Here is a 22,288-nt window from a genome sequence, read left to right as displayed (position 1 = left end):
GTCCATGGTAAAAACGTTCCCGCCGACACGGATCCGTGCGAGCGCCGGCCGCCGCGACGGCCGCCGAACCGAGGCGATCGGTGACGGACCGACGGACCCAAGCGGCCGGAGCCGCGAGACACGGGCGATGAACGTCCGGTTCCTGGGCGGGGCGCGCGAGGTCGGTCGCAGCGCCGTCCTCGTCAACGACCGGCTCCTCCTCGACTACGGGATGCTGACCGGCAACCCGCCCCGGTTCCCGATCGAGCGCGTCGAGCCCGAGGCCGTCGTGGTGAGCCACGGCCACCTCGACCACGTCGGCGCCGTCCCCTCGCTGTGCTCGGGCGACCGTCGACCGCCGATCCACTGGACGCCGCCGACGCGCGAACTCGCGCTGACGCTCGCCCGCGACACGCTCAAACTGCACGGCGGGACCTACGGCTGCCCGTTCACCGAGACCGAGGTCCGCAGAGTCACCCAGGTCTCCGAGACCCACGGCTACCGCGAGTCGTTCGAGGCGGCCGGCCACGAGATCACGTTCTACAACGCCGGGCACATCCCCGGGAGCGCGCACGTCCTCGTCGACGACGGCGACACCCGGCTGCTCTACACTTCCGACTTCCACACCGCCGATCAACGGCTCGTCTCGGGAACCACCGCCCGACCCGACGCCGACGTGGTGCTCTGCGAGTCGACCTACTCGGACGTCGAACACGAGAGCCGCGCGGCCATCGAGGACCGCTTCGCCGAGAGCGTCCGCACCACGGTCTGGCAGGGCGGCACCGTCGTCGTCCCGGCGTTCGCCATCGGTCGCACCCAGGAGATGCTGCTCGTCTGCGAGGCCCACGACGTCGACTGCTACGTCGACGGGATGGGCAAGCGAGTCACGCGGATGCTCGGGCGCCACCCGGAGTTCGTCCGTGACGCCGACGCGCTCCGGCGGGCGACGTCGGCGGCTCGGTTCGTCGACGGCCGCGACGGCCAGCGCAAGCGCATCGCCGACCAGAACACCGTCGTCGTCACGACGAGCGGGATGCTCTCGGGCGGGCCGGCGATGACCTACATCCCGGCTATCCGCCACAGTCCGACCAACAAGGTGGCGATGACCGGCTATCAGGTCGAGGGGACGCCCGGTCGCGACCTCCTGGAGACGGGGAGCGCCGAGATCGACGGCCGGCGGATGCCGATCAGCGCACAGGTCGAGCAGTACGACTTCTCGGCCCACGCCGACCGCGACGGCATCCTCGACTTCCTCGACGCCTACCACGACGCCGAGATCCTCGTCAACCACGGCGACCGCTGCGAGGCGTTCGCCGCGGAACTCGACGGAGACGGGTTCGAGGCGTCGGCCCCAGCGGTCGGGGACGAGGTCGAGGTCTGATCGCCCGCGTCGCTCACCCGAGGACGCCGAGCTCGGCGAGCAGGATCAGCCCGGTGACGATCGGGAGGCAACCGAGGATCGTGAGAAACACGACGGTACCGACGTAGTCGGCGGTCGAGACCGCCGCGTCGTCGTCGTCCGCGAACTCGATGGAGAGGACGAGCGGCGTCACCGCGGCGGGACCGGCCGCGAGGACGACGAAGGCGGCGGTCACCGTCGGGTCGCCGACGTTCACCAGCAGGGCGACGGCGAGCGCGACGACCGGCGCGACGAACAGTTTCAGCCCGACCGTGGGCAGCGTCTCCCGCACCGTCGCCGCGAGATCCATCGACTCGACCTGCAGCCCGAGGATCAGGAGGAAGACGGGGATCGATGCGTTGCCGACCAGTCGGAGGGTTCCCATCGCGGTCCCGTCCGCGGGCGGGACGATGCCGAGACCGGTCGCCAGGCCGGCGGCGACCAGCGCCCAGACGACCGGTTGCCTGATGACGCGTCTGAGTCCGTCGACGTACGCCTCCCCGTCACCGCCGGTGGAGAGGAGGTAGATCCCGAGGGTGTGCAGGAGGACGTTCTGGACGAGGACGAACAGCACCGCGGTCGAGCGGCCGACGGCGCCGAAGGCGAACGAGGCGACGGGGATGCCGAAGTTCCCGGCGTTCGGGACGGCGGCGGCCATCGCGGCGCCGTAGGCGACGGGACCGCCCCGCCCACGGAGCCGGCCCACGCCGAGCGCGAGCACGCCCATCGCGAACGTGAACCCGACCATCGCGGCGACGGCGGCGGTGACCGTTTCGAGGTCGGCGGTGAGCGTGACGAGCGTCTCGAACACCAGCGCCGGCAGGAGCACGTAGATGGCGGCGGCGCTCAGTCCGTCTGTGTCGACTTCGCGGACGCGGCCGAGCAGGTAGCCGACGACCGCGATCGAGAGCGGCGGCGCGACGGAGGAGAGAAATATCGACGGCAGCGAGCCGATCGCGTCGAGTGCCTGCACGGTATCGGCTACGGGGACGCGATCGCCTCGGAAAGTCCTGACGACTCGGGCCGACGGGCCGCCGCGTTCGCGAGCCGCCGCCAGTCGCCGCGCGAACTGCCGGTCGGCGCGACCCGTCTGTGACGGGCCGACACACCCCAACCGGAGCGTCCGACCGGAGTCTAAACCGTTTTCACCGTCCGGACGAAACCCGGGGCGTGGTGTCCTGGTCCCGGTATAACCCCGTTCGAGCGCTCCTCCTCGCGGTGGGGTCGCTCGTCGCGCACTTCGGCATCATCGACCGCGAGCGCGTCGAACGGGCGACCGACCTCTCGTGGCCGCGCATCATCACCGGCCTCGCGCGGATGTCCCGCTCGACGGCCGACGTGGCGATGGTCGGCATCGCGCTCGGGCCGCCGGCCATCGCCGGCGTCGGTTACGCCAGTCCCTTCTGGGGCCTCGCGTTCGCGCTAGGGGGCGGCGTCGCCGGCGGGACCATCGGCCTCGTCTCCCAGCGGTTCGGCGCCGAGGCCTACGAGGAACTCGCCCTCTCGGTGAAGGTCAGCGCCCTCCTCGCGGCCGCGATCACGGTGCCGCTGGTCGCCGTCTACGGCCTCTTCGCCGAGCCGCTGATCGGACTCATCGGGTCCGGCGACGACGCGGTCGGCTTCGGCGCCGACTACCTCCGGGTCGTCGCGCTGGGCGTCCCGTTCGCGGCGCTGAACCTCATCGGGAGCCGCACGCTCGTCGGCGCCGACGACGCGTGGACGCCGATGATCCTCCGCGGCGGCGGCGCCGTCGTCAACATCGTCCTCAACGCGGTGCTCATCTTCGGCCTCGGCTGGGGCGTCGCCGGCGCGGCCATCGGAACGGCGCTCTCGAACGTGCTCGTGACGGTCGCGTTCGCCGTCGGTCTCGCACGGGGCGGCCTCCCGTACGTCGGCGAGTTCCCGGTGCAGGTGCCTCTCACCGGCCCCCACGTCGACCGGTCGCTGTTGGGCGATCTGGTGGAGATGGCGACCCCCCTCATCGGGACCAACCTCGCCCGCAGCGGCGGGCAGTTCCCGAAGCTGTACATCGTCGGGCTGTTCGGCCCGAACGTCGTCGCGGCGTACGTCGTCGCGATGCGCGTCCGCGGGCTGATGGACACGCCCAACTGGGGGTTCAGCATGGCATCGTCGTCCCTGGTTGGACAAGCCCTCGGGCAGGACGACGAGGACGACGCGGGCGCATGGGCGCACGACATCGTCCGCTTCTCGGTCGCCGTCTACGCCTTCATCGCCGTCGGCGTGTTCGTCTTCGCGCGACCCATCGGCCGCGTGTTCGTCGACGAACCCGAGATCCTCCCGACGGTGGTCACCTTCATCCGCGTCGCCTGCTTCGGCGTCCTCTTCAGCGGCGTCTACGGCGGGTCCACCGGGCCGTTGCGCGCCAGCGGCGACACTCGGTGGCCGCTGTACGCGCAGCTCACGGGGCTGTACGTGTTCGCGCTCCCCGTCGCGTATCTGGGTATCGCGGTCCCGGAGATCGGCCAGACCGCGCTGTACGCGGCCGTCCTCGCCGAGATGGCCGTCCCCGCGTGCATCGCCTACTACCGCTACCGCTCGGGCACCTGGAAGGTCGTCAGTCGAGACTACCGACCCGACGCCTCACCGGGCGACTGAGCGGAGCGACTCGGTTCGAACGTCGGGGCCGTCCGGTCGCAGATCCGCTCGTTACCGACCCAAAGGCACTTGTCGGAGACTCGCCGACTGGAGGACGTGCCCTCCTCCACTCGTCGCGCCTTCCTTGCGGCCGCCGGCGTCGCCGGGAGCGCCGCTCTCGCCGGCTGCGCCGGGGTCGACGCGCTCTCGGGCGAACAGAAGTTCACCTACACGCTGAACGCCGACCGGCTCGACGCCTCGCTCGCCGAACTCGCGCTCTGGGAACCCCCCGAGGAGCCGCGGCCGTGGACCGCCGACTACGCGGAGACGGTCGACGCCGCGGTCGCGGGCGAACGCCCGACGACCTACGGCTACCAGCCGGTTCCCGACGGCGAGTACGTCGAGCGCGACGGCACCTACTACCGGCTGTCCGTCGTCACGACCGACCTGAAACGGATCGAGCGGCCGGTCCTCACCCTGGAGTGGGTGGGGAAGCTCGACGACCTCGACGACCCGCCAGACCGGGCCCGCCACCAGTCGCTCACCCGCATCGACCGCCGTGCCGTGAAGATCGCCTACCTCGCCGCGCACCGTCGCGAGATCGGAGGGCCACCGCTCCGCGACTTCGTCGAGGACGGCGGGTACGTCTACCGCCGGGGGTACGAGGGACCCCATAGCGCCCTCGCGCCGGAACCCCTCCACGACTACGTCCAGTACAGCGGCGTCGTCCTCGCGGTCTCTGTCGAGCGGCGCGAGCTGGCCGAGCCCGCGTACACGGGCGTCGCGATCCCGGTCGCCGACTCCGAAGCGCAGTTCGAGCGCGCGCTCGACGGCGACACGGTCGACGCCCGGATCGACCCGTCCGCCCTCTCGGAGGACCAGCGGCTGATGCTCTACCGCGACCAGTACGAGGAGACGACGCCGCTCTCCGAGGGCTATCGAGCGCTGCTCGCCGACCTCGGACTCGGCGACCTGCTCGACGCCTCGGCCGACGACGCGCCCGAGGCCGAGAACGGCCTGCGTCTGGCGCTCGACGGCGAGTACTACCGCTACGGGCTGTACGTCAACCCGGCGGACTGAGTGCCGCCGAAGACGGGGGTCGTCGCGGTTAGTCCGCGCTTTCGACGATTCGCGCCGCGAGCCGTTCGCTCCGCGGTCAGTTCTCGTCGGCCCAGTCGACGGCGTTGCGCAGCAGCGCGACGAACGACTCGTGTTCCAGCGCCTCGTCGGTGTGGCCCAGCGAGATGTAGGCGACGCGGCCCTCCGACTGGTTGGTCCAGACGACCGGGTAGTCGTCGAGGTCGGGGTGGTCCATCCGCGCGAGGACCTGGACGTCGTCGTCCCACTCGACCTGGTAGGGCTCGTCGAAGACGGTGAAATCGTCGACGCCCTCGGTGATAGCGTGGTCGGCGACGACGTCGACGCCGAACTCGGAGTCCTCCGGGTGGGTGAGGAAGTGCCCACCGATCAGCTCGCGGAATTCCGGAAACGGCTCGTCCACGTGATCGATCACTTCGTCGGGGTCGTCGGGAGCGACCGACGTGAGGTCCGAGGCGCAGTGGACGCCGACGTAGCCGCCGCCGTCTTCGACGTGCTCCAGCAGGGCGTCGAGCTGCTCGTCGGTGAGCGTCGAGTCGGTCAGGTAGTCGACGAGCACGTCGTACTCGCCGGTGAGCGCGTCGCGGTCGTCGGTCACCGTCAGGTCGTAGCCGTCGAGGGCGGCCTCGAACTGCGGGCGCTTGTCGTCGATGGCGTGGAACGGGAAGGTGTTCTCCCCGAGTACGAGAACGCGTGTCATCGAGCGATCGATTCGCCGGTCGGCCGGATAGCTCCACCGGTCCCGGAAGCGGCACCTGTCGACCGTTCACACTGGGCGTATGCCTCGTCAACACATACCGGATAAACAATTATTAAGGTAGGTGCCCAAGGTATTCGTATGGCAACACGCCAGTCCACGTCGGACCCGACTCCGACATATCACACGTGCAGCTGTGGGAAACAGTTCGAAACCACAGACGACCTTCTCGAGCACGCGCGGGAAACGCACGGACTGAGCGTATTCTGAGTCGGCGCGCCGGTTCGGGCTGGGCCGGCGCATCAGTAGACTCTGACCTGAAACTGTTCGTAGCCGCCGTGAGAGAGTTCTAGGGAGCCGACCCACCAGTTCCACCGCTCGACGAGGCTGTGGTCCGCGGGCGCGTCGGCGAGGTTGTCGAGCACCGTGTCCACGTCGAGTTCGAACCCCAGGTCCTCCTCCACGAAGCCGGAGTCCGCCAGATCGCGCGCTTGCCTGGCGACCACGCGGCGCGCGTCGGCGTCGCCCTCGAAGCGTTCGAGTTCCCGTTCCAGCCGATCCCGGTTCACACCGAACCGATCGACGGCGAATCCCTTGAAATTATTCGGTTCCCACCGTTTTGCGAGGGGGCGTCCTCGCTCACTCCGTTCGCTCGCGTCCGTCGAATCGGCGCCCGCGGCGCCGAATGCTCCCCTAACGACGACCGCTCACTCTAGCCAGGCGTCTTCGATCCGCAGCGTCCCCCTCGTCCCGTCCCACTCGGTTTCGTAGTCCAGTCGGATCTCCCGGTCCATGTGTGGGCCGTCGGTCACCAGCGTCTCGAACTCGCCGCCTTCGCCGAGGATGTGGACGCCGTATCGCTCGTTCAGGTCCTCCAGTTCGTCCAGCGCGTCGGCGTCGAGACGGCGGCCGAGCCACGATTCGTCGAGGCCGCCAGCGGCGACGCGGATGATCCGGATCTCGAAGCCGGCATCGAGCATCGCGTCGGCGAGTTCGCGGGGTTCCTGTTGCCAGAGCGGCGCGAACACGTCGGCGTCGAGCCGGTCGGCCATCGCCTCGATGCGCGAGGTCTGGTACTCGCTCTCGACCGCGCCGGCGGTGACGCCCGCGAGCCCGCCCGGGAGTTCGTCGGCGAGTTCTTCCAGCGCCGCTTCGAGCGGTTCGAGTTCCGCGTCTCCCTGCGCTCCCGAATCGACCGTCTCGCTCGCCGCGAAGTCCTCGGGTTCGACCTCGACGAGCGGGATCCCGATGCTCTCGGCGGCGAGGCTCGCCAGTCGCGTCGCGGGGACGTGATACATGTACGAGTCGCCCTCGGGGTGGACCGTGACGAGGCGCTCGACGGGCAGTCCCCGTTCGAGCGCCCGGTACAGCGCCCACGAGGAGTCCTTCCCGCCCGAGAAGAGCGAAACCCAGCTTCCCGCGTCGCCGGCGTCGTCTGTCATACCCCTCGATAGGCGGGCTCGCTCATTTACGCCCTTCCATCTTTTTCGCTCGGGGGTCGCGCGCAGCGCGACCCCCGAGCCAAAAACATGGGTGAAAAAGGCCGGAACCTCGCTCCGCTCGGTTCCGGTGAACCGCGCCTCACTCCGTTCGGCGCGGATGCTCAGTACAGCTCACAGCGTGACCAATTGCGGTGGCGCGCGCTGTCGCGAGTCTCGTCTCGCGACGAAGTCGTGCGAGGGATGAGGAGCGCAACGGAGTGAGCACCGCAATCGGTTGGGGAGGTGTGAGGCGTGGTGTTGTGCGGTTGCGGTCCTGGTGGACTGAAAGGGCGAGGTGTGCTCGCGTTCATCTAGTCGCCTGAGTCGGCACTATCCGAGCGCAGCGAGGATATCCGACTCAGCGACCGCGAGCGCGCCGAGGGCTTTCAACTCTCAGTGTATCCTGCGGCCACTCCAACTCCGCTTCATTCCACGACACAACCCACAGAAACCACTGCTAGGTGAGCGGGTCGGAGTGTGCGCCAAGCGCTCGTCAGTTCGACTGGATCGTCCGGTCCTGAAGAACGCCAGCAAACTCCCTCGACCGGCGAAATCGGATCTTCTAGTCGCTCTTCTCGCGCTGGTGGGCGAACTCCTGTTCGACGGTGGTGCCGCTGAAGTAGGCGGCGAAGCGGACGCCGGCGAGGCTCACGAGGACGCCGCCGAGGATGAACAGCGCGAGGCGAGCGCCCGGGGGTTCCAGTTTCGCGCCCTCGAAGGCGAGCGGCCCGACCTCGATGGCACCGAGGCGGAACGGGTCGAACACGTCGGCGAGTTCGAGGAAGTAGGCGGAGAACCCGCGGACGACGAGGCCGACGGCGACGGCGCCGAAGGGGAGGTTGAGGTAGGCGCTGCGGACGCCCTCGTGGCGGATGAGTTCGTCGAGCAGGCGACCGGTGCTGGCGGCGAGGGCGGCGCCGGTCAGCCACGGGATGGCGTCGAAGGCGAAGCGGCTGGCGAGGATGAGCGGGCTCTCCGAGCCGGTCGCCGAGACGCCGATGGCGCCGGCGAAGATACCGACCAGCGAGAGGCCGGCGGCGACGACGTAGGTGACGAGGGCGACCTGGCCGGAGTACAGCGCTTCCTGGATCTGGCCGGGGAGGGCGGCGAGGTAGGCGTCGACGCCGAGGCCCTTGTAGAGGAGGAAGAGGCCGACGACGGCGACGATGGCGCCGGTGGCGACGCCGGGGCTCGTCACCGACCACAGGACCGGGTAGGCGATGAGGGCGACGCCGAGCGGGACGAGGACGGTCTTGCGCAGTTCCTCGTCGGCGAGGAACTGCTTGAGGAGGTAGTAGGTCGACTCGATGTCGCGGGCCTGGCGGACGACGACGCGGTCGACGGCGTCGACCGTGAGTCGGGACTCGACGATGGGGACGAGGCGCTCGTCCTCGGCGCTGTCGACGACGACGACGGCCGAGTCCGGGTCGTGGTCGTCGATGAGACCCTCGACCTGGCGGGCGATGGCCCTGTCGGCACTGATCGTGTCGTCGGTGCCGGCCAGCACGGCCACGACCGTCTCGTCACCGCCGGTATCGAGATCGCGCGCGACGCGGAGGGCTTCGAGCAGACAGTTGACCTGACTGTCTTCCGGGTCCTCGACGCCGACGTCGACGACGAGGGACTCGACGGCGTCCCGGCCGACGACCGGGGGATCCGTTCCCTGCACGAGGTCGCCCGCGCGATCGATACAGACGACCAGCGTTGTCACAGTTCGACGGAAGCGACGCCGGGATAAAAATCCTCGCGACCGTTCGCGCGAAATTCGCCGAAAGCGGGTCGGTTCGACGGGGCCGACAGGGCCGGTCGCTGCGCTCAGTCGGGCCTACACACCGCGCTCGTCGCGGACGGTGTCGACGACGCCGCGGAGGTAGCCGACGGTGAACCCGCGGGCGCGGTGGCGCCAGTCCGTGTCGCCCTCCATCTCGGGGACGTGGTCGGGGACGACCACGCCGTCGAAGCCGACCTCGTGGAGCGTGCGCACCGCGTCGACCGTGTCGAAGTTCCCCTCGTCGACGAACGTCTCGTGGAACTGGGGCACCGTCCCCACGACGTCCCGGAAGTGAACGAAGACGATCTGGTCGCGCTCGCCGAACGTGCGCAGGACCTCCGTCACGTCCTCGCCCATCTGGGAGAAGCAGCCCAGGCAGAGTTTCAGGCCGTGGTTGTCGCTCGGGACGAGTTCCATCGCCTTCTCGAAGTTCTCGACGTCGCGGAACAGCCGCGGGATCCCCCCGAGCGATTCGAGGCTCGGTGGGTCGACCGGATGGAGCGCGAGGTCGACGCCCGCCTCCTCGGCGACGGGGAGGATCCGCTCGAGGAAGACTTCGTAGTTGTCCCAGAACTCGGCCTCGGTGTACTCGCGGTCGAGGCCCGGGGCCAGTTCGTGGGGGTCGTCGATCTCCGACAGGTCGAACGCGGTGCCGACGGCGCCGCCGCGGATCTCGACCGGGTCGGTCCGCATCGGGACCACACCTCTGGGATTCCACTGGTAGCCGAGGATGGGGATATCGGCCTCGCCGAGGTTGCGGACCAGCCGTTCGATCTGGTCGAGGGCGTCCTCCTTGCCCTCGCGATCGAACATGATATCGCCGTACAGCGAGTAGGGCAGCGACTGGATGCCGGCCAGTCGGAGCCCGTGGGACTCGACCTGTTCGCGGGCGGCGACGAGTTCCTCGACGCTCGGGATCGAGTCGGGGCCGACGGCCACGGTGTGGGTCGCCTCGCGGTCGTTGAACTCGTCGGGCTCCTCGTCGGTGTCGGCGTGGTCGACGAACACGTCGGTCGCGCCCAGCTGGCGGAGATACCGGAGTCGCCCGTCCGAGAGATTCCGACTGCGGACGCCGACGCGGACGCCCGCGACGTCGCCGTCTCGGTCGGCGCGACCGTCGTCTCGCACGCGGGTCTCGCTCATAGCCGGACGTGGACGGGGCCGGCAAAATACCCACCGGCCGCGGCCGAACTCGCTCGGATCGGCCTCGCCCAGACCGGCATCGCTCGGACCGACGCCGGTCGGTGCGAGCGGAAACAGGGTCGCTACCGACGAAAGCGTACCCCGTCGGCGTCGCCGTCGAGCGCGCCGGCGAGGCCGGCGCCGAACGCGTAGGTCGCCTGCTGGGCGCCGATCCGGACCCGCTCGCGCAGCGGGCGGACGGGTTCGAACTCCCGGACGACGACCGAGTCGTCGAGCCGGTCGGCGAGGCTCGCCTCCACCTCCTCCCGGGTTCCCAGGTGGTCGACGAGACCTCGTTCGAGCGCGTCAGGACCGAGGAACACCCTGGCCTCGGTGTCCTCGACGACCTCCCGGTCGACGTCGCGGCCCTCGACCACGGTGTCAACGAACTGGTCGTAGTAGTCGTCGACGAGGCCCTGCAGGTACTCGCGCTCGCGCGGGTCGAGTTCCTTCAGCGGCGTCCCGGCGTCCTTGTACTCGCCGGCGGTGAACCCCTCGTAAGAAAGCCCGAGGCGGTCGGCGAGTTCGCTCGCGTTGACCCGCGAGCCGATGACGCCGATGGAGCCGACGAGCGTGCCCTCGCGGACCCAGACCTCGTCGCACCCGGTGGCGATGTCGTAGCCGCCGCTGGCGCACACGTCGGTGGCGTAGCCGACGGTCGGGCCGTCGAACGACTCGGCGGCCAGCCGGATGTCCTCGCTGGGGACGATCTCCCCGCCGGGCGTGTTGAGTTTCACCAGCAGCGCCTGTGCGTCCGGATCCGCGTCGGCGCGTTCGATCTGTTCGACGACGTCGTCGGCGCTCGCCCCGACTGGTGACCCGGGGACGCCGCGCTTGCTCTCGCGGGCGATCGGTCCCTCGACGGCGACCTCGGCGACGGTGTACGACGTGACCAGCGACCCGGCCAGTCGGCTGCCGATCCACAGCGCGACGAGGGTGACGACCGCGACGACGAGCACGCCCGCGAGGTCGAGGATCGATCCGGGGTAGCGGACGAACGCGTACCACGCGACGACGAACCCGACGGCGCCGACCAGTCCGGTGACGAGCAGGGGGACGACGGTCCCCTCGATGGTCCCGACGGTCTCGCTGTCGTTCGATGTACTGCTCACTGAAGTGCCTCCGTGCCCGTCCTCTCCCGGTCGGGGGGAAAGTCTGTCGGCGGGCCCGTTGCCCGTCGACACCGCCGGCGCCCCGTCCGGTTCAGAACGCCGCGTGGTCGAAGTCGCTCCACACCTCGTACTCTGTCAGTTCGTCGAGGTCGCCGGTGTGGCGCTCCAGCATGTGCTCGGAGACGTTGGTCACGACCACCCGGTCGGCGTGGAAGCGCTCGGCGCTCACGCGCAGGCTCTCGGCGTCGCCGTGGAACTCCGCACCGAGAACAGACCCGTCGAAGAAGAGCAGGTCCGCTCCGGTGCAGTAGTCGGGGACCGACTCGATACTGTCCACGTCGGGCGCGTAGACGACCGTCGTCCCCTCCGCGGAGAGGGCGTACCCCTGGGTCGGGAACGCGCGCGTGCCGTGGTCGATGTCGAAGGCGCGGACCGTGAACCCCGACGTCTGGACCGCTTCGCCGGGGTCCAGGGGCTCGTAGTCGACGTGGTCGAGGATGTGCGGGAACGTGTCCTCGGTGAACGTCCTGACGGGGCGGCTGCCGTAGACGGAGATGTCCTTGCCGAACGTGGGATGGTCGAAGTCGTCCTCGTTGGCGACGTGGCGGTCCATGGCGGCCTGGTTGAGCTCGTTGATGCCCCAGTAGTTGTCGAAGTGCGCGTGGGTCGCGAAGAAGCCGTCGACGTCGTACACCGCTTCCTCGTGGAGCTGGCCCGCGATGTCGGGGCCGATGTCGAGGACCACCGTCCGTCCCGCGGCCTCGACGAGGACGGCCGGGCGCCGGCGACGGTCGCTCTCGGCGCAGTACTCGCAGTCACAGAGGGGCGCGGGGACACCGACAGCGTCGCCAGAGCCCATGAGGGTGACGCGCATGCTCACATTTGGGCCGACCGCCCGAAACCCGTTTCGTGTATCAGTATCCGAACGTGTTCGCTCCCGTCGCTGCCGCCTCGGTGGAGCCGTCTCCGCCGTCCAGCGGTCTCACGGCTCCATCCGGAGCGCGTAGATGATACAGAGGAGACCGACGATCTCGAACGCCTGGATCACGCTCTGGACGCCGAGCAGGGGGACCCCGGGCACGAAGAGGGCGGGGACGAACAGCAGCGCGGGGACGCCCATGATGACGGCGAACCCGACGGCGATGAACAGCATCGGGCGGCTGTCGTTGCGCCGGTAGCCGCGGTAGGCCTGGTAGGCGACGTACAGCCCGAGCAGCGCGCCGAACAGTTCGGCGGCCTGCAGGAGGACCTCGGCCGTCGAGTCGAACTGTCCCGACTGGAGGACGGGGCCGACCGACGCGGCGACCGAACCGACGATGGGGGTGACTGCGTCGGCGATGACTCCGGCGACCGGGGCGAAGGAGGCGAGTCCGGACACGCTACATCCCCTCGATGAGTCGGGTGAAGCGGTCGGCCACGTCCTCGCAGCGATCGATGTCGAGGACGAACGACCCGTCCCGGAGTTCGACCGTCACCCGGCGGAGGTTCGGCGCGTACACCTTCCGGTGGTGGCCGTCGCCGGGATCCGGTTCGGTTCGCTCGACGACAAGCCCGCAGTCCCGGAGGCGCTCCAGGCGGCGGTAGATCGTCGGGCCCGACGCGTCGCACCGCTCTTCGAGTGTGCTCGCTGACATGGGTTCCTGGCTCGTCTCGGTGAGGATGGCCCGCGCCGTCTCGTCTTCGAGGAGGCCGGCGACGGTCTCCAGATCGGGGTCCTCACTCACGGTGGCGGCTACACGACCACTCCGCTTATAAACCTGCCCGGGACTTCACTCGCTGAAGCGCTGGTGGCGGAACGACATGGGTTCGGGCCAACCGTCCGAGTGTGACGACGACGCGTCCCGCTCGCCGTCGACCGCTCGCATCGCCCGTCGAACCCGCTGATCGCCGCCACCGATGCGGTCGCATCCCGGTCGCGGAGGTGGTTCACCCGTGAGCGCCTCCATCGCCCGCAGGCTCGGGTCGCGCTGGACCGACGTGACCGCGGTAGTCCTCGTGGCGTCGACCGCCGCGATCGCGGCGGCGGCCTATCCGCGACTCCCCGCGGAGATGGTCGTCGGGTGGCACGTCGGTCTGGACGGCCGCGTCTCGCGGACGATCGGTCCGCGCGCGCTCGGCGTCGCGCTCCTCCCGGCGCTGTCGGTCGTCGGCTACGCCGCTCTCCGGACCGTCCGGGCGCTGATCTCGCTCGACGCTCCCCGCGACCGGCGGCTCTACGACGCGCTGGTCCACCTGTTCCTTGCGTCGCTCTGTCTCTGCCAGACCGCCGTCGTCGCCGCGAATCTCTGGTGACCGGGCCGTCGACCGTGCCGGGCGGTCGACGGTGACCGACCGTCCGACGGCCGACGGTCTCCGCCGATTCAATCGTTGACGGCTTCCAGACGGTCGCCGACGACGAGGCGACCGGTCGCCGTCAGCCCGGTGTCGTCCGGTTCGGTCCCGGTGACGAGGCCCTTCTCGGCGAGGGAGGCGAGCTGGGAACGGAGCACCTCTCCGTCGCGGGCGAAGGCGGCCGACAGGTCGACCCCCTCGCCGATGGAGTAGAGGGCGACGAGCACCTCTTTCTCGCGGTCGGGGATCGAGAGCGCGCGCGCCTCGTCGAGGCGGTCCTGGTAGTCCCGGCGGACGAACCGCTCGAACAGCGCGAGGGTGTGCGTCGATTCGCTGCCGACCAGCGACGTGATGGCCTCTCCCTCCACGAACTGCTGGACGGCGAGGGCTGGCCGGCGCTCGCCGCCGACCGACTGCTGGGTGCGCTCGACGTGGAGCACGTCGTCGAGGTCGACCGAGAGGATGGTCGCGTCGGAGCCGAGGGGGGTGAAACGCACCCGGTCGCGGTCGAGGTACAGCATGCCGGGCGTCGCCGACTCCTCGGTGACGCGGCCGCCGACCCGCGCGGGGTGAGTGACGGCCATCCGGGAGACGTGCAGGGCGTTGCGGAAGAGCGCGAGCCAGAAGTCCCACTTGCGGGAGGGGTCGAGTTCCACGACCGTCACCTCGTGGTCGCCGCCCCGGCGGACGACGACGCCGAGCGCCGAGTCGAACGGCACGTCGGTCGCCTCGTCGATATCCGGGATCACGTCGACGACGCCGTCGAGCGAAAGCAAGTCGAAGGCGACGCCGTCGCCCGTCAGGTCGCCGCCGGTCGCCGGCGAGACGAGCAGCAGTTCGTTCTGCCCGAGGACGACCTGTCCCTCGACGGGATGGCCGTCCGCCACGCCCGGCGTGACGAAGTGGGTCCCGACCCGGGCGACGAGCGGTTGGGTCACCGCCTCCTCGACGGTCGCGGGCTCGGCCGGCGGGACGCCCCCTCCGGCGTCGACGCCGTTCGCGGCACCGCGTGCGCCCGATTCGGCGCTCGCTCCGTCGGCGGCGGCGTCGAGCGGTACCGGCTCGGCGGGCGGGCCCTCGCCGGGGCCGCCCGGGTCGTCCCAGTCGCCGTCGACGCCGGGCGCGACGGGGGCGTCGCTGTCGCTCTCTTCGCTCTCGGGTCGCAGGGACGCGTCCTTCCGTCTGACCCAGTCGCGGAGCGCGGCCATGTCCTTCGCGTCCGCGCCGGCCGACCGGGAGTACTGGCCCCCTTCGGGGTCGGCCTGCTCGGCCATCACGTGCTCGTCCGGGTCGTAGGAGAGTCCGTCGGGGACGTGGTCCGGCCGCGGGTTGCGCACCCGACGACCGGCCTCGTTTTTCGCCCGCTCGAAGCGGGCGTCGGGGCCGTAGTCGGCGGCGTCGAACGGCTCCCGCGAGAACGGCGCGGGGTCGCAGACGACCGGGAACGTCCGCGCCGGGTCGGCCGGCGGGACCTCCGGGCCGACGGCCCCCCGGTCGAACGCGCGGTAGACGGCCGCGCTCGTCCGCTGGCCGGCGTAGCGGACGAACGCCTCGGCCGGTTCGCGCTCGTCCAGGCCCAGCGTCTGCCGGACCGTCGTCGCGTCGAAGCCGACCTCCGCGAGGAACCGGCCGCCGGTCGCGCGCAGGACCTGCGGCGTCAGCCCGTCGGGGTCGATCCCCTCGGCGGCCGCGGCGGTCTCGGTGACCAGCTCGCGGACCGTCGTCACGTCGCCGTCGAGGTGGTCGACGTAGTCGAAGAAGGTGGCCAGCACGGCGGTGATCCGCTCGGACCAGCCGAACGCGACGGTCCGCGGGCCCGCCTCCGCGTGGGGCGACCACTGCTCGGTGCGGAGCACGGTTTCGAGCGGGCGCTCGTCGCCGGTCGCCTGGCGGGCCCTGGCCGAGGCCCAGCACGTCGGGCAGGCGCAGGGGTCGAGCGCCGGCACGCGGAGTTCGCCGCGGCCCCAGTCGATCCACCCCTCGTGGCAGTGGACGATCTCGTCGGGTCGCAGGCCGAGGCGTCCGGCCAGCAATACCGCGTAACACCGGCCGAGCCGCCGCTGGACGCTCTCGGCCGCGAGTGCGCCCCGGTAGAGCGAGTAGAAGGCGCCCGGATCGAGCGTCCGGTCGAGCGGCGGCCAGTCGGACATACGCACCTCTGTGTTCCGTCCTGACACATAGCTGTTGCCGGCGCAGTTTCAGGAGTGAGAACCGGACGCGACGTGGCGCGAGAGCGAGGAACTCGGCGGTCGAGCGGTACCCGAGATCAGCCGAACGGGCCGCCACCGCCGCCCATGCCACCCATCCCGCCCATGCCGCCACCGCCGCCGCCGCCGCCCTGCATCTGCTTCATCATCCGCTCCATGTCGGCGTCGCCCATGCCCTGGAACTGGTCGAGCATCTGGCGCATCGCGTTGTACTGTTCGAGCAGTTCGCGGATGCGCTCCTCGGGCTGCCCGGAGCCGCGGGCGATGCGCTCGATGCGGCTCTTGCCGACGGTGCGGGGGTTCTCCAGTTCCTCGTCGGTCATCGAGTCCATGACGACCTCGAAGTCCTTGAGGCGCTCCTGGGTGACGTCCATCGCGTCGTCCGGGAGCTGGTCCATGAGCCCGCCGCCCATCCCGGGGATCATGTCCATCACCTGGTCCAGGGGCCCCATCTTGTTCATCGTCTCCATCTGCTTGCGCATGTCGTAGAGGGTGAACTTCCCCTCCATCATGTCCTCGGGGTCCCAGTCGTCCTCTTCCTCGCCCGTCTCCTCCATCGCCCGCTCGACGCGCTCGGTCAGCTGCTTGAGGTCCCCCATGCCGAGCAGCCGGGAGATGAAGCCCGACGGCTCGAAGCGCTCGATATCCTGGACGGTCTCGCCGGTCCCGAGGAAGGCGATGGAGGAGCCGGTCTCGTTGACGGCCGCCAGGGCGCCCCCACCCTTCGCCGTCCCGTCGAGCTTCGTGATGACGACGCCGTCGACGCCGATGGAGTCCTCGAACTCCTGGGCCTGGTCCTTGGCGGACTGGCCCATCGCCGCGTCGAGGACGAGCAGGTCGGTGTCGGGCTGGACCTCGGCCTCGATGTCCTCGATCTGGTCGATGAGCTCCTCGTTGAGCCCGTCGCGGCCGGCGGTGTCGACGATGCGGATGTCGGCGTCCGCGACCTCGTCGAGGCCGTCGCGGGCGATCTTCACGGGGTCGTCCTCGTCTGGGTCGCCGTAGAAGTCCACCTCGGCGCGCTCGGCCATCTCCTTGGACTGGTCGTAGGCGCCGGGCCGGTCGGTGTCGGTCTGGATGATCGCCGGGCGGAGGCCCTTCTTGGAGAACCACCACGCCATCTTGGCGGCGGTGGTGGTCTTCCCCGACCCGTAGAGGCCGGCGAGCATGATGGTCTGCGATTCCAGCGGGAGTTCGGTCGATTCGCCGACGAGGCCGACGAGTTCGTCGTAGACGACGCGGAGGACCCAGTCGTGGGCGGAGGTGCCGGCGGGCGGCTCCTCTTCCAGGGCGCGGGTCTTGATGCTGTCCGATAGCTCCATCACGAGGTCGACGTCGACGTCGGCCTGCAACAGGGAGCGCTGGATGTCCTTGACGACCTCCTCGACGTCCTCCTCGGAGATGCGGGACTGTCCCCGGAGGTCGTTGAGCGTGCTCCGGAGCGACGTGCCCAGATCGTCGAGTACCATTTGCAGGCGAGTACGCGACCGGTCCGTTAAAGACTTTGTACTCCCGCGAGCGCGGCCGCCGTTCGGGCACGGGAGCGGAGCCGCGGACCAGGCGCTCGCCGCGAGGTGGCCGATACCGCGGACGGTTCGACGATCGCGGTCCGGTCGCGGACGTTCCGGCGACTAGGGGCGATTCGCACACGAAACCTCGAAGTACGGGGGGTTCGAACTGCCGGCCATGGCAGACCTCGCAAGCTCGCTGACGAGACTCATTAACGACACCATCGCGATGCCGGGCAAGTTCGCCGAGGTCGCGGCCCACGACCCGCTGAACTACGTCCTGATAGCGTTCGGCGCCCTCTTCGTCGCCGCCGCGTCGGGCGTGCTGGGCTACCTCTCGCTGGGCGCTTTCTTCTCGCTGTTCACCGGCACGAGTTCGCCGCCGCCGGAAGCGCGGTAGACCGACACGACCGGCCGGGACTCTCGCGGCTCACTCCGGATCACCGAGTAGCTCGATGGCCCGATCGACGTCGGGACCGAGCGGCGCGGCCGCGACGAAACTGTCCGCGTAGTCGAGCACCGCCCCGATCTCCGTCTCCACTTCCGCGGGCGTCCCCGCGATGCAGAAGGCGTCGAGCATCGCGTCCGTGACCTGCTCGGCGGCGTCGCGGAACTCGCCGGCCGACACGGCCTCGCCGACCGCCCCCGCCTGTTCGCGGTCGATACCGTGACGGTCGAGTACCGGGTCGGGCGCGCCGGCAGCGACGAACGCGACCGGGAAGCGGGCGGCCTCACGGGCGGCCTCTCCGTCCTCGGCGACGCTGACCGACGCGTAGGCGGCGAAGTCGAACTCGCCGCGCTCGTCCGGTCGGTCGGCGAGCCCCTCCGAAACTCGCTCGCTCGCCCACTCGTAGTCGCGCGGGTGGGCGCCGTTGAACAGCACGCCGTCGGCGTGTTTGGCCGCCATACGGGTCATGTGCGGGCCCTGCGCGCCGACGTAGACCGGGATCTCCCCCGCGTCGTAGTTGAGGCCGGCGTCGTCCGCTCGGAACGTCCCGTCGTGGTCGACGCGCTCGCCGGTCCAGAGCCGCTGGGCGACTTTGAACGACTCCAGCACTCTGCGGAGCGGTCGGTCCGGGTCGATGCCGAGGTTGGCGAGCGTCGAGGCGTCGCCGGGCCCGATCCCGAAGACGCCGCGGCCGCCGCTGTACTCGTCGAGCGTCGCCATCCGCGAGGCGAGCGTCACCGGGTGGGTCTCGAAGGGGTTCGCGACGCCCGGGCCGACGCGGATCTCGTCGGTCGCGGCGGCGATGGCCGTCAGCGCCGCGAACTGGTCGCGGTTGTTGTAGTGGTGGCTGACGAACGCGGCGTCGAAGCCCGCTTCCTCCGCGGTGGCGCCGAACTCGGCGAGCGTCGAGACCGGATGCTCCGGGGTGAGCTCGACGGCTCTCATTTCGCTTCCCCGCTCACGGCGTCGGCCTCGCCTCGGTCTCCCTCGCTACCGTCTCCCTCGTCGCTCTCGTCTTCGTCTCGCAGCCGGTCGCGGTCGTAGTCCCACTCCCGGAGCGCGTCGCGGACGTAGTCGGCGTTCTCCGAGCGGAAGAGGCCGTCGTGGGGCTCGTGGTCGCCGAACTCGAATCCGCGGACGACGGTCACGGGCAGTCCGTCGTCCCCCTCGCCAGTGAGGAGGTTGGCGGCCGCGGCGAGTTCGTCGACGACCGCCTCGACGGTGACGCCGAGTTCGCGGCCGTCGCGGTCGCGCTCGCCGCGCCAGTCGCGGGCGGCCGGCATGCCGGCCCAGCCGATAGCGACGCCGCGCTGGCCCTGTCGGAACGGTCGACCCGAGGTGTCGGTGACGATCACGGGCACGCCGAGCGTCTCGTGGATCCGCTCGGCGCTGGCGGTCGGGTCCTCGGGCAGCAGTAACAGATCGGAATCCGGCACGTTCGAGCGGTCGATGCCCGCGTTGACGGAGATGTGACCGAAGCGGGTGACCGCGAGCATGAGCGGTTCCTCGGTGAGCAGCTCCCGGCTCTCGTCGATGACCGCCTGGGCGAAGCGGGGGTCTTTCTCCTCGCCGGCGAGGGCGCCGATGCGTTCCGCGATCCGTTCGGCCTGCGGACCGGGTTCGAAGTCGCTCAGGTCGGCCTGGCGGCCTTCCGCCTTCGAGACGATAGAGTGCGAGACACAGACGACGTCGCCCTCCCGCAGGTCGGCGCGCTCGGCGATCAGCTCGCCGACGTCGTCGCCGGGACGGACTTCGGGGATGTCCTCGACCGCGAACAGTTCCATACCCGCCCTGGGTCGTGCCCGGTCAAAAACACCCCGCTACGAGCAGGCTTCGCCCGGACCGGTGACGGCGGCGGCGGAGCCCGTCTCGTCCGGACCGACGAGCCCGCTCCGCCCCGCGCCGATCCGAAACGCTGGTAGGCCGCCGCCGGGACAGGATGAAGCATGACCGACGACCCCGCTGGCGCCGGTCAAACTGGCGCCGACGCCGCAGCGCTCGCCGACACCGCCGTCCGAGCGGTCGAATCCGCGGGCGAGTACCTCCGCGAGACTTTCCGCGACGGGGGGACCCCTGCCGACTACACGGCGACGGACGTGAAAGCAGAGGCCGACCGCGAGGCCGAGCGGCGCGTCCTCGACGCCGTCACCGACGCCTACCCCGACCACCGCATCTCGGCCGAAGAGTCGGGAGACCACCCCGGCGACGGCGCGTACCGATGGGTAGTCGATGCCCTCGACGGCACGAACAACTTCACGGTCGGCATCCCGACGTTCGGCGTCGCTGCGACCGCCTGCGACCGACAGGAGCCGGCCGGTCCGGAAGCCGACCCGGTCGCGACGGCCGTTCACGTGCCCGTCCTGGACGACACGTACGTCGCCGAGCGGGGCGGGGGCGTCCGGTACAACGGACGGAGCGTCGAGGTCACCGACGGGGTGTCGCTCCCGCCGGAGAAGGCGACGGTCGGGATGATAATCGGGCCCCGGGTAGTCTCGGGCGGCGCCGAGCGCCGGGAGTGGGAGGCGATCACCGACGCCGTCGAACCCGTGTGCAAGCGCGCCATCCAGACGTGGGCGCCGGTGGTGTACTGGGGCCTGCTCGCTCGGGGGGAACTCGACGGGTTCGTCTGCTACTACCCCGCCGAGCGCGAGCAGGTCGCCGGCGAACTCCTCGCCCGCGAGGCCGGCGCCGTCGAGCGCGCCGACGGGCCGCTCACCGTCTTCGGCGCCGACGAGGCGATCTGCGACACGCTCTGGGACGCGGCTTCTGGCGCGCTCTGACCGGTTCGCAGCGGTCGGGCGCGCTGTCGGTATCACCGACCGGGGGCGGGGCCGAAAGGTTCATCGCGCGGATCGCTCTACCGGTCGCAATGAGTGTCGTCGGAGATTTCACCGTGTCCGCCGAGGCCTTCGCGCTCGGCGACTCCCTGGGGGCCGTCCCCTCGATCACCGTCGAGTTCGACCGGGTCGTGGCCCACAGCCGCGACTGGATCATGCCGTTCCTCTGGGCGTCGGCGCCCGAAGACGCCTTCGAACCGTTCGAGGGGGCGCTGGCGGTGGACCCCTCCGTCGCGGCGTTCGAGGCGACGGACGCGTTCACCGAGGCGCGCCTCTACAAGATGACGTGGAGCCGCGAGGTCGCTCGCGTGGTCGACCTCGTGCTCGACCACGAAGGGGTCGTCCTCGAAGCGACCGGTCAAGCCGACGAGTGGCAACTGCGCGTCCGGTTCGGCGACCGCGAGCGCCTCGGCCAGTTCCACGCCCACTTCAAGAACAGCGGCGACGTGACCCTCCACCAGCTGTTCTCGCCGAGCGACCCACACAGCGGGACGTTCAACCTGACCGCGAAACAGCGCGACGCGCTCGTCGCCGCCTACGAGGCCGGGTACTTCGACGCGCCCAGGGGCGCGTCCGCCACGGACCTGGCTGGGGAGTTCGACATCTCCCAGCAGGCGTTCTCGCAGCGGCTCGACCGGGGGATCGCAAACCTCCTCGAACACGCGCTGCTCACAGGTGATCCGGAACGGGGTACTTGAACGCCTTCGCTATCTCACCCGTCGGCTTACCCGGGAAACTCGTCTAGCACGGGCGAGAACGCAATGGATTCCCAGAGCACTCCGTCTGAACGGGACGCGCTGTTCGCGATACTCGCCGACTCCAGTCGCCGTCGACTACTCGACGCCCTCGGGACGCTCGAACCGGGAAGCCGAACGACGCTGTCGGCGCTCAGCGACCGGTTCGCTGCCGACGACGGTCCCGCGGGGGACGAGCAGCGCCGCGACGCCGCCGTCGCGCTCCACCACATTCATCTCCCGAAGCTCGCCGACGCGGGGCTGATCGAGTACGACGCCGAGGCCAAGGTCGTCGAGGTGACGGGCCGCTCCGGCGAACGGCCGGATCCAGCCGTCGATATCCCGATCGGCGAGGAGTGAACGTCCGGCGGCGCTGTCGGCGCGCCGGATCGAGCTAGCGTCGCTCCCGGATCAGGCTTCGTGAACGGTCACGGAGACGTCCCCGTCGACCGGTGTGGCGGTCATCATCGTCGGCCGGTCTGCCGGCGCCGCGCCGGTCGCGCTACCGGGGTTCAGCACTCGGACGCCGCCGTGTTCGCGGTCGACGACCTGGTGGGTGTGGCCGGCGACGCCGACACGGGGTTCGTCGGCTTCCTCGCGAACCGTCCGCGCGACCCGGTCGATCCAGTCGCGCTTGGAGCCGGCGCCGTGGGTCACGACGAACGTCACGCCGCCGAATTCGACGGCGACGCGCTCGGGCAGTCCCACGCGCGGGTCCGTGTTCCCGGCGACGGAGGTCAGTTCGCCGGCGAGGTCCTGGACGTCCGCCAGCGCGCCCTCGGAGTCGAAGTCGCCGGCGTGGATCACGTGGTCGGCCGAGCGGATCCGCTCGCGGAACGCGTCGGGGATCCGCTGGGCTCGGGAGGGGATGTGCGTGTCGCTGATAAGGACGAGTTCCATACGCGGGGA

General features: G+C 70.3%; 23 protein-coding genes. 8 read left to right on the top strand and 15 right to left on the bottom strand.

Annotated elements, in window-relative coordinates:
* The first annotated feature begins 127 nt into the window (after positions 1-127).
* Positions 128-1,360, top strand: coding sequence for an MBL fold metallo-hydrolase (locus ACMGFH_RS14225; RefSeq protein WP_415379104.1), 1,233 nt, complete (start codon positions 128-130; stop codon positions 1,358-1,360).
* 13 nt (positions 1,361-1,373) lie between these two features.
* Here ACMGFH_RS14225 and ACMGFH_RS14220 read toward each other — a convergent pair whose 3' ends face one another.
* Entirely contained in the window at positions 1,374-2,351 is a 978-nt protein-coding gene (locus tag ACMGFH_RS14220; RefSeq protein ID WP_415379103.1) for an AEC family transporter, read from the bottom strand.
* A gap of 200 nt (positions 2,352-2,551) precedes the next feature.
* Between ACMGFH_RS14220 and ACMGFH_RS14215 the strand changes: the two genes are divergently transcribed.
* Both ACMGFH_RS14215 and ACMGFH_RS14210 read left to right on the top strand, forming a co-directional pair.
* On the top strand, positions 2,552-3,994 hold the full coding sequence (locus ACMGFH_RS14215) for an MATE family efflux transporter (protein ID WP_415383257.1): 1,443 nt from the start codon (positions 2,552-2,554) through the stop codon (positions 3,992-3,994).
* Positions 3,995-4,090: 96 nt separating this feature from the next.
* Entirely contained in the window at positions 4,091-5,053 is a 963-nt protein-coding gene (locus ACMGFH_RS14210) for a hypothetical protein (RefSeq protein ID WP_415379102.1), read from the top strand.
* Positions 5,054-5,129: 76 nt separating this feature from the next.
* Here the strand turns inward: ACMGFH_RS14210 and ACMGFH_RS14205 are convergent, their stop codons facing one another.
* The 9 genes from ACMGFH_RS14205 to ACMGFH_RS14165 form a co-directional block, all read right to left on the bottom strand.
* Entirely contained in the window at positions 5,130-5,771 is a 642-nt protein-coding gene (locus tag ACMGFH_RS14205) for a ThuA domain-containing protein (RefSeq protein ID WP_415379101.1), read from the bottom strand.
* A gap of 299 nt (positions 5,772-6,070) precedes the next feature.
* Entirely contained in the window at positions 6,071-6,337 is a 267-nt protein-coding gene (locus ACMGFH_RS14200; protein ID WP_415379100.1) for a hypothetical protein, read from the bottom strand.
* 138 nt (positions 6,338-6,475) lie between these two features.
* The gene (locus ACMGFH_RS14195) at positions 6,476-7,210 is read right to left on the bottom strand and encodes a diphthine--ammonia ligase (protein ID WP_415379099.1); all 735 of its coding nucleotides are present in this window, start codon (positions 7,208-7,210) and stop codon (positions 6,476-6,478) included.
* A gap of 601 nt (positions 7,211-7,811) precedes the next feature.
* Positions 7,812-8,960 carry a DUF373 family protein gene (locus ACMGFH_RS14190; protein ID WP_415379098.1) on the bottom strand — a complete coding sequence of 383 codons (1,149 nt, stop codon included), beginning with the start codon at positions 8,958-8,960 and terminating at the stop codon, positions 7,812-7,814.
* Positions 8,961-9,074: 114 nt separating this feature from the next.
* Entirely contained in the window at positions 9,075-10,163 is a 1,089-nt protein-coding gene (locus tag ACMGFH_RS14185) for a mannonate dehydratase (protein WP_415379097.1), read from the bottom strand.
* A gap of 122 nt (positions 10,164-10,285) precedes the next feature.
* A complete protein-coding gene (gene sppA, locus ACMGFH_RS14180; protein WP_415383255.1) occupies positions 10,286-11,275 on the bottom strand; it encodes a signal peptide peptidase SppA in 990 nt (329 codons plus the stop codon).
* A gap of 130 nt (positions 11,276-11,405) precedes the next feature.
* On the bottom strand, positions 11,406-12,188 hold the full coding sequence (locus ACMGFH_RS14175; protein WP_415379096.1) for an MBL fold metallo-hydrolase: 783 nt from the start codon (positions 12,186-12,188) through the stop codon (positions 11,406-11,408).
* 108 nt (positions 12,189-12,296) lie between these two features.
* Positions 12,297-12,692, bottom strand: a complete 396-nt coding sequence (locus ACMGFH_RS14170; protein WP_415379095.1) for a hypothetical protein — start codon at positions 12,690-12,692, stop codon at positions 12,297-12,299.
* Between the two features lies 1 nt (position 12,693).
* Positions 12,694-13,038, bottom strand: coding sequence for a helix-turn-helix domain-containing protein (locus tag ACMGFH_RS14165; RefSeq protein ID WP_415379094.1), 345 nt, complete (start codon positions 13,036-13,038; stop codon positions 12,694-12,696).
* Positions 13,039-13,246: 208 nt separating this feature from the next.
* On the opposite strand from ACMGFH_RS14165, the gene ACMGFH_RS14160 reads away from it, so the two are divergent.
* Complete coding sequence (locus ACMGFH_RS14160; protein WP_415379093.1) at positions 13,247-13,606, top strand: hypothetical protein; 360 nt, start codon at positions 13,247-13,249, stop codon at positions 13,604-13,606.
* Between the two features lie 68 nt (positions 13,607-13,674).
* Here ACMGFH_RS14160 and ACMGFH_RS14155 read toward each other — a convergent pair whose 3' ends face one another.
* Positions 13,675-15,795 carry a CheF family chemotaxis protein gene (locus ACMGFH_RS14155; protein WP_415379092.1) on the bottom strand — a complete coding sequence of 707 codons (2,121 nt, stop codon included), beginning with the start codon at positions 15,793-15,795 and terminating at the stop codon, positions 13,675-13,677.
* A 116-nt stretch (positions 15,796-15,911) separates the two neighbouring features.
* Complete coding sequence (locus ACMGFH_RS14150) at positions 15,912-17,321, bottom strand: signal recognition particle protein Srp54 (protein WP_415379091.1); 1,410 nt, start codon at positions 17,319-17,321, stop codon at positions 15,912-15,914.
* A gap of 217 nt (positions 17,322-17,538) precedes the next feature.
* On the opposite strand from ACMGFH_RS14150, the gene ACMGFH_RS14145 reads away from it, so the two are divergent.
* On the top strand, positions 17,539-17,760 hold the full coding sequence (locus tag ACMGFH_RS14145; RefSeq protein ID WP_415379090.1) for a hypothetical protein: 222 nt from the start codon (positions 17,539-17,541) through the stop codon (positions 17,758-17,760).
* A gap of 30 nt (positions 17,761-17,790) precedes the next feature.
* Here the strand turns inward: ACMGFH_RS14145 and ACMGFH_RS14140 are convergent, their stop codons facing one another.
* Positions 17,791-18,753 carry a 5,10-methylenetetrahydromethanopterin reductase gene (locus ACMGFH_RS14140; protein WP_415379089.1) on the bottom strand — a complete coding sequence of 321 codons (963 nt, stop codon included), beginning with the start codon at positions 18,751-18,753 and terminating at the stop codon, positions 17,791-17,793.
* Entirely contained in the window at positions 18,750-19,592 is an 843-nt protein-coding gene (locus ACMGFH_RS14135; RefSeq protein ID WP_415379088.1) for a coenzyme F420-0:L-glutamate ligase, read from the bottom strand. Before ACMGFH_RS14135 ends, ACMGFH_RS14140 begins: the two co-directional genes overlap by 4 nt.
* A gap of 162 nt (positions 19,593-19,754) precedes the next feature.
* Here ACMGFH_RS14135 and ACMGFH_RS14130 point away from each other — a divergent pair, with 162 nt between their 5' ends.
* The 3 genes from ACMGFH_RS14130 (at position 19,755) to ACMGFH_RS14120 (ending at position 21,739) form a co-directional block, all read left to right on the top strand.
* On the top strand, positions 19,755-20,588 hold the full coding sequence (locus ACMGFH_RS14130; RefSeq protein WP_415379087.1) for an inositol monophosphatase family protein: 834 nt from the start codon (positions 19,755-19,757) through the stop codon (positions 20,586-20,588).
* Positions 20,589-20,677: 89 nt separating this feature from the next.
* Positions 20,678-21,343 (top strand): helix-turn-helix domain-containing protein, encoded by a 666-nt coding sequence (locus tag ACMGFH_RS14125; protein WP_415379086.1) that lies wholly within the window; start codon positions 20,678-20,680, stop codon positions 21,341-21,343.
* A 63-nt stretch (positions 21,344-21,406) separates the two neighbouring features.
* Entirely contained in the window at positions 21,407-21,739 is a 333-nt protein-coding gene (locus tag ACMGFH_RS14120; RefSeq protein ID WP_415379085.1) for a hypothetical protein, read from the top strand.
* 51 nt (positions 21,740-21,790) lie between these two features.
* Here ACMGFH_RS14120 and ACMGFH_RS14115 read toward each other — a convergent pair whose 3' ends face one another.
* Entirely contained in the window at positions 21,791-22,279 is a 489-nt protein-coding gene (locus ACMGFH_RS14115) for a metallophosphoesterase family protein (protein WP_415379084.1), read from the bottom strand.
* Between the last annotated feature and the right edge of the window lie 9 nt (positions 22,280-22,288).

This window comes from Halosimplex rarum (genome assembly GCF_047715405.1).
GTDB classification, from domain to species: Archaea; Halobacteriota; Halobacteria; order Halobacteriales; family Haloarculaceae; genus Halosimplex; species Halosimplex rarum.
The sequence above is the reverse complement of the archived record's forward strand: the minus strand, read 5'-3'. Positions and strand labels throughout refer to the sequence as shown.

Excerpts from the sequence above, each read along its gene's own strand:
- ACMGFH_RS14225 (WP_415379104.1), top strand. The coding sequence starts at position 128 with ATGAACGTCCGGTTCCTGGGCGGGGCGCGCGAGGTCGGTCGCAGCGCC.
- ACMGFH_RS14155 (WP_415379092.1), bottom strand. The coding sequence starts at position 15,795 with ATGTCCGACTGGCCGCCGCTCGACCGGACGCTCGATCCGGGCGCCTTC.
- ACMGFH_RS14185 (WP_415379097.1), bottom strand. The coding sequence starts at position 10,163 with ATGAGCGAGACCCGCGTGCGAGACGACGGTCGCGCCGACCGAGACGGC.
- ACMGFH_RS14205 (WP_415379101.1), bottom strand. The coding sequence starts at position 5,771 with ATGACACGCGTTCTCGTACTCGGGGAGAACACCTTCCCGTTCCACGCC.
- ACMGFH_RS14135 (WP_415379088.1), bottom strand. The coding sequence starts at position 19,592 with ATGGAACTGTTCGCGGTCGAGGACATCCCCGAAGTCCGTCCCGGCGAC.
- ACMGFH_RS14130 (WP_415379087.1), top strand. The coding sequence starts at position 19,755 with ATGACCGACGACCCCGCTGGCGCCGGTCAAACTGGCGCCGACGCCGCA.
- ACMGFH_RS14150 (WP_415379091.1), bottom strand. The coding sequence starts at position 17,321 with ATGGTACTCGACGATCTGGGCACGTCGCTCCGGAGCACGCTCAACGAC.
- ACMGFH_RS14195 (WP_415379099.1), bottom strand. The coding sequence starts at position 7,210 with ATGACAGACGACGCCGGCGACGCGGGAAGCTGGGTTTCGCTCTTCTCG.
- ACMGFH_RS14115 (WP_415379084.1), bottom strand. The coding sequence starts at position 22,279 with ATGGAACTCGTCCTTATCAGCGACACGCACATCCCCTCCCGAGCCCAG.
- ACMGFH_RS14120 (WP_415379085.1), top strand. The coding sequence starts at position 21,407 with ATGGATTCCCAGAGCACTCCGTCTGAACGGGACGCGCTGTTCGCGATA.
- ACMGFH_RS14140 (WP_415379089.1), bottom strand. The coding sequence starts at position 18,753 with ATGAGAGCCGTCGAGCTCACCCCGGAGCATCCGGTCTCGACGCTCGCC.
- ACMGFH_RS14175 (WP_415379096.1), bottom strand. The coding sequence starts at position 12,188 with ATGCGCGTCACCCTCATGGGCTCTGGCGACGCTGTCGGTGTCCCCGCG.
- ACMGFH_RS14145 (WP_415379090.1), top strand. The coding sequence starts at position 17,539 with ATGGCAGACCTCGCAAGCTCGCTGACGAGACTCATTAACGACACCATC.
- ACMGFH_RS14125 (WP_415379086.1), top strand. The coding sequence starts at position 20,678 with ATGAGTGTCGTCGGAGATTTCACCGTGTCCGCCGAGGCCTTCGCGCTC.